Raw genomic sequence first — 17,141 nt, 5'->3', positions numbered from 1 at the left:
CGTCATTCTGACGGAAGGTGACGCTGCAACGCTGCAAGCAACCGAGGAGCGAGATCCTTACGGCACACCACCAGGTCCGGCAACTTAGGGTCGGCCCCGTTGTATTTCAGCTCAGATCCGTCGATTCGGCTAGCGTGCAGGCCCGTGGCCAACGCCACAGCGACCGGTGCGGCTGAGTCCCACTCGTACTGGCCGCCGGCGTGCACGTAGGCGTCGGCCTCGCCGCTGATCACCGCGGCGATCTTCACGCCGGCCGATCCCATCGGCACCAGCTCGGCCCCGATGTCCTCGGCGAGGGCGGTCACGAAGGCCGGGGGCCGCGTGCGGCTGGCGGCGATCCGGATCGGACGGGCCGTCGCGTCGAGCGGCATCGGCGGATAGGCCGGGGAGTGGTCGGTGGCGATCGTGCGGTGCTGAGCCGGCATCGCGACCGCGCCCGCGGCCAGGCAGGACGGGCTCGAGCAGTCGGCCGTCCAGAGCGCCACGTGGACGGCCCAGTCGGTGCGGCCCTGTTCGGAGAACTCGCGGGTGCCGTCCAGCGGGTCGATGATCCAGACCCGCGAGGCGCCCAGGCGTTCGGGGCGCACGGTGCTCTGCTCGCCCTCGCGCCAGGCGTCGCGCGCGTGGTCGTCCTCCTCGGAGAGAACCGCGTCGGCTGGGCGCCAGCGCGCCAGTTCGGCCCGCATCAGGTGGTGCGCGGCCTTGTCGCCGGCCGCCTTGAGTGCCTTGCCGTCGGCGTAGCCCATCTCTTCCCGTACCTGAAGCAGGGTCTGCCCCGCCTTGTCGGCCAGCCACCGGGCGAAGGCCGCGTCGATCACCGGCGGCGTGCCGCCGTCATTGCTCTCCCGCTGGGAGGTCACACGGGCCGACGTCTCTGTCCGCTCGCCCATCTGTTTGCAGCTCCCTCAAGCTCAGTACGCCCCGGACGAGCGCACCACTGCGGTCATGGTGCGTAACAGGATCACCAGATCCAAACTCAGCGTCCAGTTCTCCACATAGCGCAGGTCCAGCCGGACCGCTTCCTCCCACGGCAGATCCGAACGTCCGGATACCTGCCACAGGCCTGTCATACCCGGCTTGACGGCGAGCCGGCGCCGCACGTCGTCGGCGTACGCCGCCACCTCGGAGGGCAGCGGCGGCCGCGGTCCGACCAGCGACATCTGCCCCAGCGCCACGTTCAGCAACTGCGGCAGCTCGTCGAGCGAGAAACGTCGCAGATAGCGCCCGATCCGGGTCACCCGCGGATCGTCACGCATTTTGAAGAGCACGCCGTCGTGCTCGTTCAGATGCCGCAACTCGGCCAGCCGCGCCTCGGCATCCACATACATGCTGCGGAACTTGAAGATGCGGAACAACCGGCCGTCGCGGCCGACCCGCACCTGTCGAAAGAGTACCGGCCCGCGCGAGGTGCAGCGCACACAGAGTGCGAGGCCGAGCAGCAAGGGACCGAAGATCATCAATAGCGCGAGCGCCCCGATCCGGTCGAACACCTCCTTGACCAGCCTCGATCCGCCGTGCAGGCGCGGGTGCTCGACGTGCAGCATCGGCAGCCCGTCGAACGGCCGGATCGTCGTCCGGGCGCCCGCCACGTCGACCAGGGAGCTCGCCACCACCAGGTCGACCTCGTCGCGCTCGAGCCGCCAGGCCAGCCGCCGCAGTGCCGCGCCGTCGAGCTCGGGGCAGCTCAGCACCACCACCGTGTCCGCGTCGGCCTGCTCGACCGCACCCGCCACGTCCTCGAACGTGCCGTAGACGGCCAGCCCCTGCGGCCCGCTCACGCCCACCCCGTCGTGCCCGGGCGGCAGGCACGCGCCCACCACCTCGAGCCCGTGGTAACGCTCGCGCCGCAGCTGGCGGGACATGCCGATCACCGCGAGCTCGTGCCCGACCAGAATCACCCGGCGGAGGCTCTCGCCCCGGGCCCGCGACAGATGCAGCCGCTTGCGCAACGCGAAACGCAGGACGATCGACGAGACGATCGCCGTCGGCAGGGCGGCCAGCACATAGCTGCGGGCCAGATCAAGATCCAGCGCGTACGACACCAGGGCCACGCCGGCGATCAGGCCGACCCCACCGCGGAGGACCCGCTGGTACTCGTCGGTGCCGACGAACAGGTACCGCCGCTCGTAGGCCCGCGAGACCGCCAGCACGGTCAGCAGCAGCGCCGGCAGCAGGAACGACAGCAGCACGTACGCGCGGTTGTAGCTGGTCACCTCGTCGCCGAAGCGCAGTCCGAAGGTGACCGCGCCGGCCGCCGTGCCCGCCATCAGGTCGCACAGCACCAGCGAGCGCACGTACTGGCGTTCCCAGCGCTGCCGGCGCGACATGGCGGCGTGCCGGCCCCGCACCCGCAGGAAGGGGCGCGCGGCCGGGCGGGTCGCCGCCGACTTGCTGGGGCGCTCCGACCAGTGCCGGTCGACCGCCTGGTTGCGCGCGACGTCGGACTTGCCACCGGCCGACAGCGGCGGGGCGTTGTCGGACCGGCCGGACGGCTGGTCGACCCGGTTGGGCGAGGTCGGCCGGGGGCGGGCCGGTGCGGTGACGCCGAGGTGCATCGTCGAGCCGGGTGACGAGGATCCGGCCGGTGGCGGGCTCAACGGCACGACCGGAGCGGGGATCTTCGTACGCATGGACCCGGTGTTGGCCGGCGGGTGGTTCGCCCACCCGTAGCCCTCGGGCGGGCGCACCGGTGGACGCACCGGCCGGATCGCCGGCAGCAGCACGGTCGGCTGGGACAGCACCGCCTCCTGCGCGGACAGCTTCTGCTGCACCCCGAACCTCCCCCAAACGCCGGTCGCTTTTGCACCGATCCGGTGCATACGTCTGACCAACGGTCGGACAGTCGTGAGCGTCACGGGATCGGGAGACGGACAAAACCGCCCAAACGATCTAAACGTTTCGACCCCGCGGCATCAACCGCCGTGGTATTTGTTCTGCGCCCACTCCACGCCCTCGAGCACGATCGCCTCGACGACGTCGGCTGCCCGGTCGACCAGGAAGTCCAGCTCCTTGCGCTCGGCGCCGGAGAAGTCGGAGAGCACGTAGTCGGCCGGGTCCTGCCGGCCGGGCGGACGGCCGATGCCGAACCGCACCCGTGCGTACTCCTTGTCCGCCAACGACTTCGACATGGAGCGGAGACCGTTGTGGCCACCCTCACCACCGCCACGCTTGGCCCGTATCTGTCCGAACGGCACATCAAGCTCATCGTGCACGGCAATCACGTTCGACACAGGCACTTTGAAGAACTGAGCGAGCGAGACCACAGGCGCACCGGAAAGGTTCATGTAGGTCAGCGGCTTCAGGAGAACCAGCTTCGGACCCCCGAACCCCAACCGCCCCTCGGCCACTTCGCCCTGAACCCGCTTCGCCCGGCCGAACTTCGCGCCCACCCGGGACGCCAGCAGGTCGGCCACCAGGAAGCCCACGTTGTGCCGGTTGCCGGCGTACTCCTTGCCCGGATTACCGAGACCGACCACCAGCCACGGCGACTCGTCGCTCACTGACTTTCCCCTCCCCATCCCGGACACGACTGCGGGGAAAGTGCCTGTAGCGGCACTTTCCCCGGTCACTTGCTCGTACGCCGACTAGGCGGGTCTTACTCCTCGGTCGCAGCCTCGGTGGTCTCGCCCTCGGCGGACTCGCCGGCCTCGCCGGTGTCGCCCTCGAGCTGCTCAGCGGTCTGCGCCTGCGAGATGATCGCGAGCACGAAGTCGGGCTCGACGGCCAGCTCGGTGCCGGTCGGCAGGCTGACGTCGCCCGCGGTGACTTGGGAACCCGCCTCGAGGCCCTCGATGGACACCTCGAAGCCGGAGGGCAGGTGCATCGCCTCGGCGACCACGGCCAGCGTGTTCGACTCGTTGACGACCAAGGTGTTGCGAGCGGCCTCGCCGACCAGCGTCACGGGGACGTCGACCTGGACCTTCTCGCCACGCTTGACGATGATGAGGTCGACGTGCTCGTAGGTGTCCTTGATCGGGTCACGCTGGATGGCCTTGGGCAGGGCCAGCGTGGCGCCGGAGGCACCGACGATGTCGATCGTGAACACGGTGTTGAGGCCACCGTGCCGGATGGCGGCGGCGAACTCACGGGCCGGCAGCGCGATGTGCACCGGCTTCTCGCCGTGGCCGTAAAGCACGGCGGGCACCAAACCGGCCCGGCGCGTGCGGCGGGCACCACCCTTGCCGAACTCGGTGCGGGGCTCGGCGCTGATCTTTACCTCGGACACGGGGAAACTCCTGAAACTCTTGGATCGGGCTGCGACGTAGTCGGCGTTGCTTGCCTTTGCGGTGGTGCAATTCGGCAGTGTGTCGGTGGCTGACGGCCGCCGTCGGTGCTGATGGCCGTCGTCGGCGCTGCCGGGCAAGGGGCGCGCGGGGCACAGGCCCGGAGCACCGCGTCGATCACGGTGCCCCCGAAAATGGCTGCGAACCTCAGCAGACCGCGGGGCACCCTCGCCGTGGCAACCGCACTATCTTACCTACTGCGTGAGCGTACGGATCAGCGGGTCCGGCGCGGTCCGGCACTCTGCGCGAACTTCACCCGCTCGATGCAACTTGCACGGCGAAAACTTCGGTGTATGACCCCATAAAACCGGCAAAGTTCCTCACCCGCGCGACGCATGAATCACAAAGCCGCCTTTCGCGGGATTGCCGCCGCCGCGATCGTCAGCTCAGCCCGCCGAAGAGGGTCGTCACCGAGCCGTCGTCGAACACCTCGCGGATCGCGCGGGCCAGCAGCGGCGCGATCGACAGCACGGTGATCTTGTCGAGCCGCTTCTCGGGCGGCAGCGGCAGCGTGTTCGTCACCACCAGTTCGCTGATCCGGCTGTTCTTCAGCCGCTCGGTCGCCGGGTCGGACAGCAGCGCGTGGGTCGACGCCACGATCACGTCGGCCGCGCCCTCCTCCCACAGGATGTCGGACGCCTTGGTGATCGTGCCGCCGGTGTCGATCATGTCGTCGACGATCAGGCAGACCCGGCCCTCGACCTCGCCGACCACGCGGTTGGCCACCACCTGGTTGGGCTTCAACGGGTCGCGCGTCTTGTGAATGAACGCCAGCGGGCAGCCGCCCAGCCGGTCGGTCCATCGCTCCGCCACCCGCACCCGGCCCGAGTCGGGCGCGACCACCGTCAGCGGGCGGCCGGCGTACTTCTTCTCGACGTGCTCGGCCAGGATGTCCATCGCGAACAGGTGGTCGACCGGGCCGTCGAAGAAGCCCTGGATCTGCGCGGTGTGCAGGTCGACCGTGAGGATCCGGTTGGCGCCGGCGGTCTTCAGCAGATCGGCCACCAGGCGGGCCGAGATCGGCTCGCGGCCGCGGTGCTTCTTGTCCTGCCGGGCGTACGGATAGAACGGCAGCACGACGGTGATCCGCTTGGCCGACCCGCGCTTGAGCGCGTCGATCATGATCAGGGTCTCCATGACCCAGCGGTTGACGCCCTCGGTCATCGACTGCACGACGAACGCGTCCGAGCCTCGCACCGAATCCTTGAAGCGGACGAAGATCTCACCGTTGGCGAACTCGTACGAGTCGGCGGGGGTCGGCGCGACGCCGAGCACCTGGCCGATCTCTTCGGCCAGCTCCGGGAAACCCCGACCGGAGAAAAGCATCAGAGACTTACGGTTCTCCGCGACGATGCTGCCCATCGGCTCGCTACTCCCGTTGGATCGAGGGGGTGGGGGATGTGATTCGAGTGAAGTATCCCCCGCGGCCACTTTCCCGCCACGTTCCGCGCCCGTGGCGTGGGATGCCTCACCCTCGCCGGATCATTCCAGCTCAGGGGCGGTCCACCCCGCGGCGTAGGCGCGTCGGATTCCCGTCAGAGGCGGGCCGTCCCCTCAGCTAACCGCACCCGGCGCGGATCCGCCTGTCACTCGGCCGTGCTGATCTCGCCGCCCGCGTCCTTCTCGGCGATCGCGCGCTCGGCCGCCGCGGCCGAGACCGTGCCGGCCCGGCGCCGGGTCACCCAGTTCTCCACGTTGCGCTGCGGCGCCCGGGTCACGCCCAAGCTGCCCGCCGGCACGTTCTTCTGGATCGCGCTGCCGGCCGCCACGTAGGCCCCCGGCTCGATCTCGACCGGCGCGATGAGCACCGTGTCCGAGCCGACGAACGCGGCCTCGCCCACGGTGGTGTGGCTCTTGTTGACGCCGTCGTAGTTGGCGAAGATCGTGCCCGCCCCGATGTTGGCCTTCGCCCCGATCGTGGCGTCCCCCACGTACGACAGGTGGGGAACCTTCGCGCCCTCGCCCAGCTCGGCGTTCTTCGTCTCGACGAAGCCGCCTACCTTGGCCTTGCGCCCCAGGCGGGTGCCCGGCCGCAGGAAGGAGAACGGGCCCACAGTGGCCTCGGCGCCGATCTCGGCCCCGATCGAGTGGGTCCGCAGCACCACCGCGCCCGCGCCGACGGTGGTGTCGATCAGCGTCGTGTCCGGCCCGACGATCGCGCCCGCGCCCACGGTCGTCTCGCCCAGCAGCTGCGAGTTCTGGTCGATCTCGGCGTCCGGTTCGAGCCGCACGGTCACATCGATCCAGGTGGTGGACGGGTCGAGGATCGAGACGCCGGCCCGCATCCAGGCCTCGTTCACCCGGTCGCGCAGCAGCGCCCGCAGGCTCGCCAGTTCGGCCCGGTCGTTGCATCCCAGCGTCTCGTCAGCGTCCGGCGCCACGAAGACCCCGACCGGGTGACCCACCGAGGCCAGGATCCCGAACACGTCGGTCAGGTATTCCTCGCCCTGGTCGTTGTCGGTCGACAGCTTCGACAGCGCCTCCCGCAGCGACGCCACGTCGAAGGCGTAGATGCCGGCGTTGATCTCACGGATCGCGCGCACCTCGGCCGAGGCGTCCCGCTCCTCGACGATCCGCTCCAGGTTGCCCGCGGCGTCGCGCACGATGCGTCCCAGCCCGGTCGGGTCGCCCACCTCGGCCGCCAGGACGGTCGCGCCGCGCGCGCCGGACTCGTGCGCCTCGATCAGGCTGCCCACCGTCTCGGCCCGCAGCAGCGGCACGTCGCCGTTGAGCACCACGACGGTGCCGGTCACCTCGGGCACGGCCTCGAGCGCCAGGCGTACGGCGTGACCGGTGCCGTTCTGCTGGGCCTGGAGCACCGGCGTGGCGGTCGGCGCGACCTCGGCCAGGTGGGCCTCGACCTGCTCGGCCTTGTGCCCGACGACCACGATCGTCCGCTCCGCACCGGCCGCCGCCGAGGCGCTCAGCACGTGCCCGACCAGGGTGCGCCCGAGCAGCGGGTGCAGCACCTTGGGGGTGGCGGACTTCATCCGCTTGCCTTCACCGGCGGCGAGAACGACGACGGTACGAGGGGCCTGACTCACGCGGTACTCCTGTGCTCGCTGTAGTCATTGAGGAAGAGGCGGCGACAACTCAGCCGCGGAAGACTGCTCCCGGAAGAGGATTCGAACCCCTATAAACGGCACCAAAAGCCGCGGTCCTACCATTAGACGATCCGGGACCAAATGGGACATTTACCCATCGGGCGATGTCCACCGGTCACATCTTAGCGGCACGGTCCGACCACCACCCGCCCCCGGCAGCGTCGGACCGTCACGGGGCGATGGCCGCGGAGGGGACCTGACAGGATGGCCCGGTGACGGATGCGGGCGATGGCGACGGCAAACAACGGCGGGCGCGGCCAACGGCGGCCCCCCGGGTTCGCATGTCGGCCGCCCAGCGGCGGGAGCAGTTGATCGCCATCGGCCGTCAGTTGTTCGCCGAGCGGGGCTACGACGCCACCAGCGTGGAAGAGGTCGCGTCGCGGGCCAAGGTCTCCAAGCCGGTCGTCTACGAGCACTTCGGCGGCAAGGAGGGCCTGTACGCGGTCGTCGTCGACCGCGAGGTGCGGGCGCTGCTCGACCGGATCGCCACGGCGCTGACCGCGGGCCACCCCCGGGAACTGCTCGAACAGGCCGCCCTGGCCCTGCTCGACTACATCGAGGAAGAGCCGCACGGATTCCGGGTGCTCGCGCGCGAATCGCCCGTGCTGTCGCCGGCGGGCACCTTCTCGAGCGTGATGAACGACGTGGCCCACCAGGTCGAGCACATCCTGGGCGCCGAGTTCAAGTCCCGCGGCCTCGACCCGAAGTTCGCCGAGCTCTATTCGCAGGCCCTGGTCGGCATGGTCGCGCTGGTCGGCCAGTGGTGGCGCGAGGCCCGCAAGCCCAAGAAGGAGATGGTGGCCGCCCACCTGGTCAACCTGGCGTGGAACGGCCTGTCCAACCTCGAGGTGAAACCGACCCTGCTGACCCGCAAGACCCGCTAGGCGCGGATCCCGTGCGCCGCTCGCGACTCGCCCGGGGCCGGTTCCGGGGTGCCGACCTTGCCGTAGAGGCCCGCCGTCAGCACGATCAGCCCCAGCACCGTCAGCACGATCACGTTGACCATCGAGACGTTGAAGACGTTGGCGTCGGTCTGGATCATCGCCATCATGATCATCGCGTAGCCGGCCAGCGCCCAGCCCAGCACCAGCGTGACCCGGTGATAGAGGTTGCGGCCGACCAGCACGACGGCCAGCAGCACCACGCCCAGCAGCAGCGTGAGCCACGCCGTGGCCGGGTTGGTGCGCAGGCCGAGCACCCAGTCGGAGCCGCGGTGGAAGACCGGATCCCCGGCCGTCACGCCGAGGCCGATGGCGCCGAAGAGCGTCAGGTAGGCCCCGGCGAGAAAGGCCAGGAAGCGGAAGACGGGACGCAGAGGGTGGTTGAGGGGGTAGTGCGCCATCAGGCCGTACGGCCCTCACGCACCTGCCGCGGGGCGCCGGCCTCGGACTGCGGCGCCACCTTGAGGTAGAGGCCGGCGGTGATCAGGACGAGACCCACGAGGTAGGTCACCACGACCGTCGCGATGGTGAAGCCGAAGAAGTTGGCGTCGGTGCGGCTGGTGGCCAGCTCGTAGCTGCCGACGACCAGGATTCCCCAGCCCAGGTACTTGTTGGCCTCGACGTCGAGGTTGCGGCCGATCGCGGCAGTGGCCAGCACGATCGCGCCCAGGACGACGGCGAGGATCGACCACAGCATGTTGGTGCCCTGGCCGAGGACGCGGACGTCGCTGGCGCCGGTGAAGCTCTCGCCCGACGTCTGGATCAGACCGATGACGCCGAACACGACCAGGTAGGCGCCGGCGACGAAGCTCAGCGCCCGGTAGAGAGGCCGCAGCGGGTGGTTGACCGGGGTGTGCGCCATGGTGTCCGTCTCCAAGGTCAGATGTTGTACCCGCCGATTCTCGCGTATTGCCCCCGAGCGGCGCAGGCACACCCCCCGGATCAGCTTCCGGGCACCTGCTCGGCCAGCTCGAGCCAGGCCTCCTCGACCTCGGTGCGCTCCTGCTGGACCGCCTTGAGCTGCGCGTCGAACTCCATGATCTTGTCGTAGTCGCTGCCGTGCTGGGCCAGCTTCTCGTTGATCTTGACTACGCGTTCGTCGAGCTTGGCCAGCTGCCGCTCGAGCCGGGTCAGATCCTTGCGAGCCTGGCGCAGGTCACCCGCGGAGAGGCCACTCGCGGCCTCTTTCGGTACGCCGGAAGCTGTCACCCCACCGCCACCGCCACCGGCGCCCGCGGCCGTGCGGGCGAGGTATTCGTCGATGCCGCCGGGCAGGTGCACGAGCCGGCCGTCGCCGAACATGCCGTACGCCGTGTCGGTGACCCGTTCGACCAGGTAACGGTCGTGGCTGGCGACGATCATCGTGCCCGGCCACGAGTCGAGCAGGTCTTCCAGCGCGGCCAGCGTGTCGGTGTCGAGGTCGTTGGTGGGCTCGTCGAGCAGCAGCACGTTGGGCTCGGTGGCGAGCAGGCGCAGCAGCTGCAACCGGCGCCGCTCGCCGCCGGACAGGTCGCTGACCGGGGTCCAGATGCGCTTGTCGGTGAAGCCGAAGACCTCGGCCAGCTGACCGGCCGAGAGCTCGCGGTCGCCCAGCTTGACCCGCTTGGCAACCTCTTCGACGGCCTCGAGCAGGCGCAGGTCGCCCGGCAGCTCCTTGAGTTCCTGGGACAGGAACGCGGCGCGCACCGTCGAGCCGGTCACCAGACGGCCGCCGCCGGGCTTGGTGACGCCGGCCAGCAGCCGCAGCAGCGTGGTCTTGCCGGCGCCGTTGGCGCCCAGGATGGCGAACCGGTCGCCCGGACCGACCTGCCAGGTCAGCCCGTCGAGGATCCGCTTGGGCCCGGCGTCGAGCGTCACGTCCTCGAGGTCGTAGACCTGCTTGCCCAGCCGGGAGGTGGCCAGGCGTTGCAGGCTCACCTTGTCGCGCACGGGAGGCACGTCGGCGATCAGCGCGTTGGCGGCGTCGATGCGGAACTGCGGCTTCGACGTACGCGCCGGTGGGCCCCGCCGCAGCCAGGCGATCTCCTTGCGAAGCAGGTTCTGGCGACGGGCCTCGACGGCGGCGGCGACCCGCTGGCGTTCGACCCGGGCCAGCGTCCAGGCCGCGTAGCCGCCCTCGTACGTGAGCACCTGCTGGTCGGCGACCTCCCAGGTGGCCGTGCAGACCGCGTCGAGGAACCAGCGGTCGTGGGTGACGACGATGAGAGCGCCCCGGCGGGAGAGCAGGTAGTGCGCGAGCCAGTCGACACCGGCCACGTCGAGGTGGTTGGTGGGCTCGTCGAGAATCAGCAGGTCGCTCTCGCGGACGAGCAGCGCGGCCAGCGCGACCCGGCGGCGCTCGCCACCCGACATCGGGCCGACCGGGGTGTCGAGGCCCAGGTAGCCCATGCCGAGGCCCTCGAGGATGGCCCGCACGCCGGCGTCGCCGGCCCACTCGTGCTCAGCCCCCATGCCCTCGGACAGCCAGGCGGTGCCGAGCACGACGTCGCGCACGGTCGCCTCGGCGGCCAGGGTGAACGTCTGGGGCAGGCTGGCCACCCGCAGGTCGCGCCGGTGGGTGACCCGGCCGGAGTCGGGTTCCTCACTCTTGGCGAGCAGCCGGAGCAGCGTCGACTTGCCGGCGCCGTTGAGGCCGACGATGCCGATGCGGGCGTCGTCGTCGAGCCCGAGAGAAACGTCGGTGAGAAGCTGGCCGGCGGCGCCGTAACCCTTGCTCACCCGGTCAAGGTTGATGATGTTCGCCACGATGCTTCCTAGGTTACCCGCGCCCCCGGCATCGGACCGCGCGCGGTGACCGCGTCGCGGCACACCCCCGCGGCGTTGAGGCCGGCGGCGACCCGGCCCGCGTGGGCGGCGTCGGTGGCGAGGAACACGCAGGTCGGCCCCGACCCGGAGACCAGACCGGTGACCGCGCCGGCCTCGCTGCCCGCCTTGAGCACGTCGGCCAGTTCGGGCCGCAGCGCGAGCGCGGCCGGCTGCAGATCGTTGCCGAGCGCGGCCCCGAGCACCTCGGGGTTGCGCTGGCGCAGCGCGGACATCAGCTCGTCGGCGTCGCCCAGCGCCTTCGGCGGCCAGGAGCCGTCGCGCAGCTCGTCGAGCTTGCGGTAGACCTCGGGCGTCGACAGCCCGCCCTCGGCCACGGCCACCACCCAGTGCCAGGTGGTGGGCCGGGCCAGGATCGGGCTGATCGCCTCGCCGTGCCCGGTGCCGAGCGCGGTGCCACCGTGCAGCAGGAACGGGACGTCGGAGCCGAGCGTGGCCCCGATCTCGGCCAGCTCTTCGCGGGCCAGGCCGGTGCCCCACAGCAGGTCGCAGGCGATCAGTGTGGCCGCCGCATCGGCGCTGCCCCCGGCCAGGCCACCGGCGAGCGGGATGCTCTTGCGCAGGTGCAGCCGCGCGTAGGCCGGCACCCGCGTGCGCGCCGCCAGGGCCTTGGCGGCCCGGATGATCAGGTTGGTCTCGTCGAGCGCGAGCGCCCCCGTGCCCTCGCCCTCCATCGTCAGCGTGAGCGTGTCGCCCGCGCGCGCGGTCAGCTCGTCGAACAGGCTGATCGCGTGGTAGACGGTGTTGAGCTCGTGGAAACCGTCGGCCCGCAGCGGCCCCACGCCCAGGTGCAGGTTGATCTTTGCCGGCACCCGCACCCGAACCGGCCCGTGATGCCGCCGCGGCTCGTCGTCATCCGGTCCCCAGGCCTCGGTCACGGAGTGATTTCCCGAATCGGCAGCCTAAGTTCGTAGGGAGCCGTGAGAACCAGTTCCTCGTCGGCGTCAGCGACCAGCTCGTAGCGGCCGCCGACGAGGTCATAGGCATATATGTGGACAGGATTCTGCTCGATACGCCAGTAGTGCGGAATCCCGACGGACGCATAGACCGCCGGTTTCTCGAGCCGATCCCGTCGTTTGGTGCCCGGTGAGACGATCTCGATCGCCACCACGACCTGATCCGGTTCGTAGAAGTGATGCTCAAGGTCGACCGGGGCATGCAAGATCAAGCCATCCGGTTCGAGTGTGTTGCGATGTCCCACTGCTACCCCGACCGCGAACAGCGCCTCCAAGCTCTCAGGCAGGTGCTGGTCGAGCCAGGCGATCAGCCGGCCGTTGATCTTCTGGTGTGCGCCCGAGTGCGACGGAACCACGGACAGGACTCCATCTGTGAGTTCAACGCGGGGAACGTCATCCGGCAGCCTGAGGATGTCTTCGATCGTGTAGCCGGCGGCCCGCTGTTTGACCGGGTCTGGCACCCAGAAGCCGGCCGCGGAAAGGTCACTGATCGGCTCCGCGGTCATGAGTCCACCTCCTCGGGCTGCGCGTCGGACGGGCTGAGCTTACCGCCGGGAAGCGACAGTTTTGCTGCCCCGGCGATCGCGGCGAACTGGGCGACGGTCAGCGACTCGCCGCGGGCCTGCGGGCTCACCCCCGCCGCGACCAGCAGCTTCTCGGCGCGGTCGGCGCCACCGGCCCAACCGGCCAGCGCGGCCCGCAGGGTCTTGCGGCGCTGGGCGAAAGCAGCGTCGACCACGGCGAAGACATCCGTTCGATCGACACCGGGCGGGGCGGCGTGGCGGCTGAAGGCGACCAGACCCGAGTCCACATTGGGCACCGGCCAGAAGACGGCCGGCGGCACCTTGCCGGCCGCACGAGCCTGCGCGTACCAGGCCAATTTGACCGACGGGACCCCGTACACCTTGGAACCCGGACCGGCGACCAGCCGGTCGGCGACCTCTTTCTGCACCATCACCAGGCCGCCGCGCAGACTCGGCAGCTCGGCCAGCAGGTGCAGCACCACCGGCACGGCCACGTTGTAGGGCAGGTTCGCCACCAGCATCGTGGGCGCCGGGTCGAAGTCGGCGCCCCGCACGCGCATCGCGTCGGCGTTGTGCACGGTCAGATGGGCAGCCGTCACCGTCTCGGGCAGGGCAGCCGCCAGCCGAGGGTCGATCTCGACCGCGTGCACGTGCCGCACCGCGCCGGCCAGACCCAGCGTCAGCGAGCCGAGCCCGGGACCGACCTCGAGCGCCACGTCGTCGGGGGTCAGCCCGGCGGTCGCGACGATGCGCCGGATCGTGTTCGGGTCGTGCAGGAAGTTCTGGCCGAGCTTCTTCGTGGGGGCGACACCGAGACGCGCCGCCAGTTCCCGGATCTCCGCCGGGCCGAGAAGTGCGTCAGCCATGGTCGGAAAGCCTAGCCGGGGTACGAACGAGCGCATGACGCAGTTGCTGAGTCGCGGGCCGTGGTCGAGGCGGCGCCCGACCTGGTGGCCGAGGTGCTGCTCGACGTGACCGCAGCCTCGGCTAACGCCAGGGGCCGAAGACTCGTTCGCCGTTGGCCGAGATGGCGGCGCACAGCTCGTCGAGGTCGTCCCCGCGGATCGCGGCCAGCGCCCGCACGGTCAGCGGGATCAGGTACGACGCGTTGGGCCGGCCGCGGTGCGGCATGGGGGTCAGGTAGGGCGCGTCGGTCTCGACCATGATCTGCCCGGCCGGCGTGAGGGCCGCCGCCTCGCGCAGGTTGGCCGCGTTGGCGAAGGTGACCGTCCCCGCGAAACTCAGGTGGAACCCCCGGCGTACGCACTCGGCCGCGAACACCGCGTCGCCCGAGAAGCAGTGCATGACCACCGTCTCGGGCGCGCCCTCCTCGTCGAGCACGCGCAGCACGTCCTCGTGCGCGTCCCGGTCGTGGATGATCAGGGCCTTGTCGTACCGCTTGGCGATCGCGATGTGCCCCCGGAAGCTCGCCTCCTGGGCGGCGCGGCCCTCCTCCCCCGTACGGAAGGTGTCGAGGCCCGTCTCGCCGATGCCCCGCACGCGCGGCTGCTGGGCCAGCGCCTCGATCGCCCGTAGCGATTCGTCCAGATCGGACAGCAGTGGGGCCTCGTTCGGGTGCAGCGCGACCGCGGCCAGCACCGACGGGTGACGCGCGGCCAGTTCGGCGCCCCACCGCGAGGACGGCTCGTCCACGCCCACCTGCACGATCCGGTCCACTCCGGCCTTGGCCGCCGCGGTGAGCAGCGACTCGACCGGGTCGGCGGCCTCGCCGCCGGGCACGCCGGCCTCCTGAACGGTCAGGTCCAGATGGGTGTGGCTGTCGAAGACGGCCACGGCCAGCGGCTCGGGCGGCGGCGGAAACTCGCCGGCCCGGCGGCGGGCCTTCTCGCGGCGGGATTCCGAAGGTGACGATGACATGTGAGACATTCTGCACTTCGACCTCGAGGACACCGGCTGTTCACCTGACATCCACCGCTGTTGACTACCTTGCGCCGGGTGACTGTGACCGGCGAGGACAGCGTCATGGAGGCCGATCCGCTCGAGCCCCCGCTCTCCGCACCGCTGAGGCGCGATCTCGGCTGGGCCCAGGTCCAGTCGATGAGCCAGTCGGCCAACTACCGCGACGATCCCGTCCTGCGCCAGATCCGGGCGACGGCGGCGGTCCGGCGCGGCACCCGCATGATCAAGGTGCTCTCGCCGGCGCAGGTCTCCGGGCATCTGGGCGGCTGGCTTCCGTACGGCTTCTGCTACCGCGCCTGCGACGTTGCCCACCTGAGCGACCCGCGCGACCTCGCCCTGCTCGGCACCGACGGCGTCACCGACTCCGAGGTGGCGTACGCCCTGCGCTGGCGGGCCGTCGACCCGCTCGACTACGAGGTGCCCGGCGGCCCGTCGCAGCCCGGCCTGGCCATGCTCCAGGCGCACAACCGGATCGGCGCCATGATCCTGGGCACCGGCTTCACACCCAGCAATTCCGAGCTGATCCCCGAATACATCACGGCCGGGTTCGCCGACCTGCCGATCCCGGCCAACTCGCAGATCATCGCTCACCTGCCCGGCGGCGAAGAGGTCATCCTCTACACGTATCAGCCGGAGCAGAACGGCTGGTTGCGGCTGGCCGGCCCCCGCTGGCGCGGCCTGCTCGACAACCTGCCCGGCGTCAGCCCCGACCGTGAATACGTGCCCTGCACGACCACGGGCTCGGCCCGCCTCGTCGGCCAGATCAAGGGCAAGGAGTACGAAGCGGTCGCCGACCCGCCCGAGGAGTTCCGGGTGCGTGCCCTGACCCGGGCCGCCCGCTATCCGGTCTCGACGCTGAGCCGCCGCGCCGAACAGGCGTTGTGGCGGGGCACCCCGTGCTGGGTGCTGCAGCGCGACGAGGCCTGGGCCCGGCTGCGGCTGGTCCGGCCGGACAACGACTCGCTGCAACACACGGGCGCGCGCTGCTACGAGCGGGGCGTCTACGAGTCGTGGGCGCCGGTGGGCGAGCTGCTCGACCACCACATCGCCGACATCCCGTACGCGCTGTAGCCGTCAACGCCGAAGCCGGCGCCACCCTCGCGGGGTGACGCCGGCTTCGCTGTCTGGCAACAGCTCAGCTGATGCGCCGCGTGTGGACGAACGGGAACGTGGACTCGGGGATCGAGTTCATGTTGCCGGCCCAGTCCGCGGCGATCGCGATGATGCCGAGCTGACCCTTGGGAGTGCTCTTCAGCGGGGTCGAGAACTTACCCTTCGACGGCTTCACCACGACGACACACGCGTCGGGCGTGTCGTTGTTGGCGTTGAGCCACTTCTTCTTGGAGGGCGCATAGCAGACGGCGTTGTTGTTGGTCTTCAGCACCAGGGTGACCATCGCCATTTCCTTGATGCCGGAGCCGGTGTCGGTCGCGGTGCCCTTGACGGCCTTCCACGACGAGGCCTTGCTCGGCTTCGAGGGCGCGGTGACCCTGACGACCGGGCGGGAGGTGTCGTTCTTCAGCGAGACCTTGCCCGCGACCTGCGGGGTGGCGGCGCCGTACTTGTTGTAGGCCGTCACCTTGATGGTCTTCACGCCCGGGTCGACGATGTACTTGTTGTCCGGGGTCGAGTAGTAGTGCCGCGTGATCTTCTGCTTCTTGGGCTTGGTCAGCACCGTGGCCCGCCCATCGCCCCAGGCGATCGTGATCTTGGTGGCGCCGGCCGGCACGCTGAGCAGCTCCCAGACGAACTTCTGGCCGTGGAAGACCGTGGTCCGGCTGAGCTTGTACTTCACCGACTGCGGGACGACGGTGGGGCCGGACGACTTGAGGACCCTCTTGTTGCCCGCGGCGTCGGTCAGCGTCAGCGTGATCGGCTTCTTGCCCGACGACTTGTACGTGTGGGCGACCGTCTTGGCGGTCGGGTTCACGGTCGAGCTCGTGCCGTCACCCCAGGTGACCACGCGCTTGATCTGCGCGGCCGGGCTCACGTTGTCCTTGATCCCGCTCAGGGTCAGCGTGATCGACTGGCCGGGGAAAATGCTCCACCGGTTCACGCCGATCGCACCCGTGGGCGCGGTCTTGTCCACCGGCGGCGGCGTGGTCGTGGTGGGCGGTGGCGTCGTCACCGGCGGCGTGGTGGTGGCGGGCGGCGTGGTGACCGGCGGCGTCGTCTCGGTCGGCGGCTCCGTCGTCGCGGGCGGCGGCGTCGTTTCCGTGACCGGCGGCGTGGTGGCCGGCAGGTCCGTGGGAGGCGGCGGCGTTGTTACGGGCGCCGTGGTGGTCGGCTCCGTGGTAGGAGTGCTCGTCGACTCCGGCGCGCCGGGCGGCGGCGGTTCGGCGAGGGCCGGCGCGGCGAAGATGCCACCGCCGACCAGGAACGCTCCACTGACGACGGCCGCGAGCAGCGGACGTGAGAGGCGAGACTTCAAGGAAATGCTCCTTCGAGGGGTTGAAACCGCACGAAGGGGACGCATAGATGCAACTCCGATAGAACGGAGCCGTATCGATGAAACGCTGGTGTTCCCCCGTGGAGCGCCGACGCTACCTGATCAACATCACGGGGATCAATCCCATGAACGGACCAGGCC

At 70.2% G+C, this 17,141-nt stretch carries 16 protein-coding genes and 1 tRNA gene; 2 read left to right on the top strand and 15 right to left on the bottom strand.

Annotated features, from left to right (window positions below; genetic code table 11):
• Nucleotides 1-2: 2 nt before the first annotated feature.
• The 7 genes from KXC43_RS08955 to KXC43_RS08925 form a co-directional block, all read right to left on the bottom strand.
• Nucleotides 3-890, bottom strand: coding sequence for a 3'(2'),5'-bisphosphate nucleotidase CysQ (locus KXC43_RS08955; RefSeq protein ID WP_221375511.1), 888 nt, complete (start codon nucleotides 888-890; stop codon nucleotides 3-5).
• Between the two features lie 21 nt (nucleotides 891-911).
• Nucleotides 912-2,771 carry a sugar transferase gene (locus KXC43_RS08950; RefSeq protein WP_308129016.1) on the bottom strand — a complete coding sequence of 620 codons (1,860 nt, stop codon included), beginning with the start codon at nucleotides 2,769-2,771 and terminating at the stop codon, nucleotides 912-914.
• A gap of 141 nt (nucleotides 2,772-2,912) precedes the next feature.
• On the bottom strand, nucleotides 2,913-3,518 hold the full coding sequence (gene pth, locus KXC43_RS08945) for an aminoacyl-tRNA hydrolase (protein ID WP_221375510.1): 606 nt from the start codon (nucleotides 3,516-3,518) through the stop codon (nucleotides 2,913-2,915).
• A gap of 77 nt (nucleotides 3,519-3,595) precedes the next feature.
• On the bottom strand, nucleotides 3,596-4,225 hold the full coding sequence (locus KXC43_RS08940) for a 50S ribosomal protein L25/general stress protein Ctc (protein ID WP_221375509.1): 630 nt from the start codon (nucleotides 4,223-4,225) through the stop codon (nucleotides 3,596-3,598).
• 439 nt (nucleotides 4,226-4,664) lie between these two features.
• Complete coding sequence (locus KXC43_RS08935; RefSeq protein WP_221375508.1) at nucleotides 4,665-5,645, bottom strand: ribose-phosphate diphosphokinase; 981 nt, start codon at nucleotides 5,643-5,645, stop codon at nucleotides 4,665-4,667.
• Nucleotides 5,646-5,869: 224 nt separating this feature from the next.
• Nucleotides 5,870-7,327: a bifunctional UDP-N-acetylglucosamine diphosphorylase/glucosamine-1-phosphate N-acetyltransferase GlmU gene (gene glmU, locus KXC43_RS08930; protein WP_221375507.1), complete on the bottom strand. Its 1,458-nt coding sequence runs from the start codon at nucleotides 7,325-7,327 to the stop codon at nucleotides 5,870-5,872.
• A gap of 66 nt (nucleotides 7,328-7,393) precedes the next feature.
• Nucleotides 7,394-7,464, bottom strand: a tRNA-Gln gene (locus tag KXC43_RS08925).
• 204 nt (nucleotides 7,465-7,668) lie between these two features.
• On the opposite strand from KXC43_RS08925, the gene KXC43_RS08920 reads away from it, so the two are divergent.
• The gene (locus tag KXC43_RS08920; RefSeq protein WP_221375577.1) at nucleotides 7,669-8,271 is read left to right on the top strand and encodes a TetR/AcrR family transcriptional regulator; all 603 of its coding nucleotides are present in this window, start codon (nucleotides 7,669-7,671) and stop codon (nucleotides 8,269-8,271) included.
• On the opposite strand, the gene KXC43_RS08915 is transcribed toward KXC43_RS08920, so the two are convergent.
• From KXC43_RS08915 to KXC43_RS08885, 7 genes are all read right to left on the bottom strand, one after another.
• A complete protein-coding gene (locus tag KXC43_RS08915; RefSeq protein ID WP_221375506.1) occupies nucleotides 8,268-8,729 on the bottom strand; it encodes a DUF4383 domain-containing protein in 462 nt (153 codons plus the stop codon). The genes KXC43_RS08920 and KXC43_RS08915 overlap by 4 nt on opposite strands.
• Nucleotides 8,729-9,190 (bottom strand): DUF4383 domain-containing protein, encoded by a 462-nt coding sequence (locus KXC43_RS08910; RefSeq protein ID WP_221375576.1) that lies wholly within the window; start codon nucleotides 9,188-9,190, stop codon nucleotides 8,729-8,731. The genes KXC43_RS08915 and KXC43_RS08910 overlap by 1 nt, the downstream gene beginning before the upstream one ends.
• Before the next feature lie 80 nt (nucleotides 9,191-9,270).
• Nucleotides 9,271-11,073 (bottom strand): ABC-F family ATP-binding cassette domain-containing protein, encoded by a 1,803-nt coding sequence (locus tag KXC43_RS08905; RefSeq protein WP_221375505.1) that lies wholly within the window; start codon nucleotides 11,071-11,073, stop codon nucleotides 9,271-9,273.
• A gap of 8 nt (nucleotides 11,074-11,081) precedes the next feature.
• Nucleotides 11,082-12,029 (bottom strand): 4-(cytidine 5'-diphospho)-2-C-methyl-D-erythritol kinase, encoded by a 948-nt coding sequence (locus tag KXC43_RS08900; protein ID WP_221375504.1) that lies wholly within the window; start codon nucleotides 12,027-12,029, stop codon nucleotides 11,082-11,084.
• Nucleotides 12,026-12,613 (bottom strand): Uma2 family endonuclease, encoded by a 588-nt coding sequence (locus KXC43_RS08895; protein WP_221375503.1) that lies wholly within the window; start codon nucleotides 12,611-12,613, stop codon nucleotides 12,026-12,028. Before KXC43_RS08895 ends, KXC43_RS08900 begins: the two co-directional genes overlap by 4 nt.
• Entirely contained in the window at nucleotides 12,610-13,497 is an 888-nt protein-coding gene (gene rsmA / locus KXC43_RS08890; RefSeq protein WP_221375502.1) for a 16S rRNA (adenine(1518)-N(6)/adenine(1519)-N(6))-dimethyltransferase RsmA, read from the bottom strand. Before rsmA ends, KXC43_RS08895 begins: the two co-directional genes overlap by 4 nt.
• 121 nt (nucleotides 13,498-13,618) lie before the next feature.
• Nucleotides 13,619-14,518: a TatD family hydrolase gene (locus KXC43_RS08885; RefSeq protein WP_221375501.1), complete on the bottom strand. Its 900-nt coding sequence runs from the start codon at nucleotides 14,516-14,518 to the stop codon at nucleotides 13,619-13,621.
• 69 nt (nucleotides 14,519-14,587) lie between these two features.
• On the opposite strand from KXC43_RS08885, the gene KXC43_RS08880 reads away from it, so the two are divergent.
• Entirely contained in the window at nucleotides 14,588-15,622 is a 1,035-nt protein-coding gene (locus tag KXC43_RS08880; protein WP_221375500.1) for a hypothetical protein, read from the top strand.
• 64 nt (nucleotides 15,623-15,686) lie between these two features.
• Here KXC43_RS08880 and KXC43_RS08875 read toward each other — a convergent pair whose 3' ends face one another.
• Nucleotides 15,687-16,982: a PKD domain-containing protein gene (locus KXC43_RS08875; protein WP_221375499.1), complete on the bottom strand. Its 1,296-nt coding sequence runs from the start codon at nucleotides 16,980-16,982 to the stop codon at nucleotides 15,687-15,689.
• Between the last annotated feature and the right edge of the window lie 159 nt (nucleotides 16,983-17,141).

The sequence above is a fragment of the Paractinoplanes polyasparticus genome (genome assembly GCF_019710575.1).
In the GTDB taxonomy this organism is placed as follows: Bacteria; Actinomycetota; Actinomycetes; order Mycobacteriales; family Micromonosporaceae; genus Actinoplanes; species Actinoplanes polyasparticus.
This window is presented reverse-complemented; position numbering and strand designations above follow the sequence as displayed.

Bases quoted from the DNA above. Each gene is read 5' to 3' on its own strand.
- KXC43_RS08955 (WP_221375511.1), bottom strand. From the start codon at position 890: ATGGGCGAGCGGACAGAGACGTCGGCCCGTGTGACCTCCCAGCGGGAG.
- pth (WP_221375510.1), bottom strand. From the start codon at position 3,518: ATGGGGAGGGGAAAGTCAGTGAGCGACGAGTCGCCGTGGCTGGTGGTC.
- KXC43_RS08935 (WP_221375508.1), bottom strand. From the start codon at position 5,645: ATGGGCAGCATCGTCGCGGAGAACCGTAAGTCTCTGATGCTTTTCTCC.
- KXC43_RS08920 (WP_221375577.1), top strand. From the start codon at position 7,669: ATGTCGGCCGCCCAGCGGCGGGAGCAGTTGATCGCCATCGGCCGTCAG.
- KXC43_RS08915 (WP_221375506.1), bottom strand. From the start codon at position 8,729: ATGGCGCACTACCCCCTCAACCACCCTCTGCGTCCCGTCTTCCGCTTC.
- KXC43_RS08910 (WP_221375576.1), bottom strand. From the start codon at position 9,190: ATGGCGCACACCCCGGTCAACCACCCGCTGCGGCCTCTCTACCGGGCG.
- KXC43_RS08895 (WP_221375503.1), bottom strand. From the start codon at position 12,613: ATGACCGCGGAGCCGATCAGTGACCTTTCCGCGGCCGGCTTCTGGGTG.
- rsmA (WP_221375502.1), bottom strand. From the start codon at position 13,497: ATGGCTGACGCACTTCTCGGCCCGGCGGAGATCCGGGAACTGGCGGCG.
- KXC43_RS08885 (WP_221375501.1), bottom strand. From the start codon at position 14,518: ATGTCTCACATGTCATCGTCACCTTCGGAATCCCGCCGCGAGAAGGCC.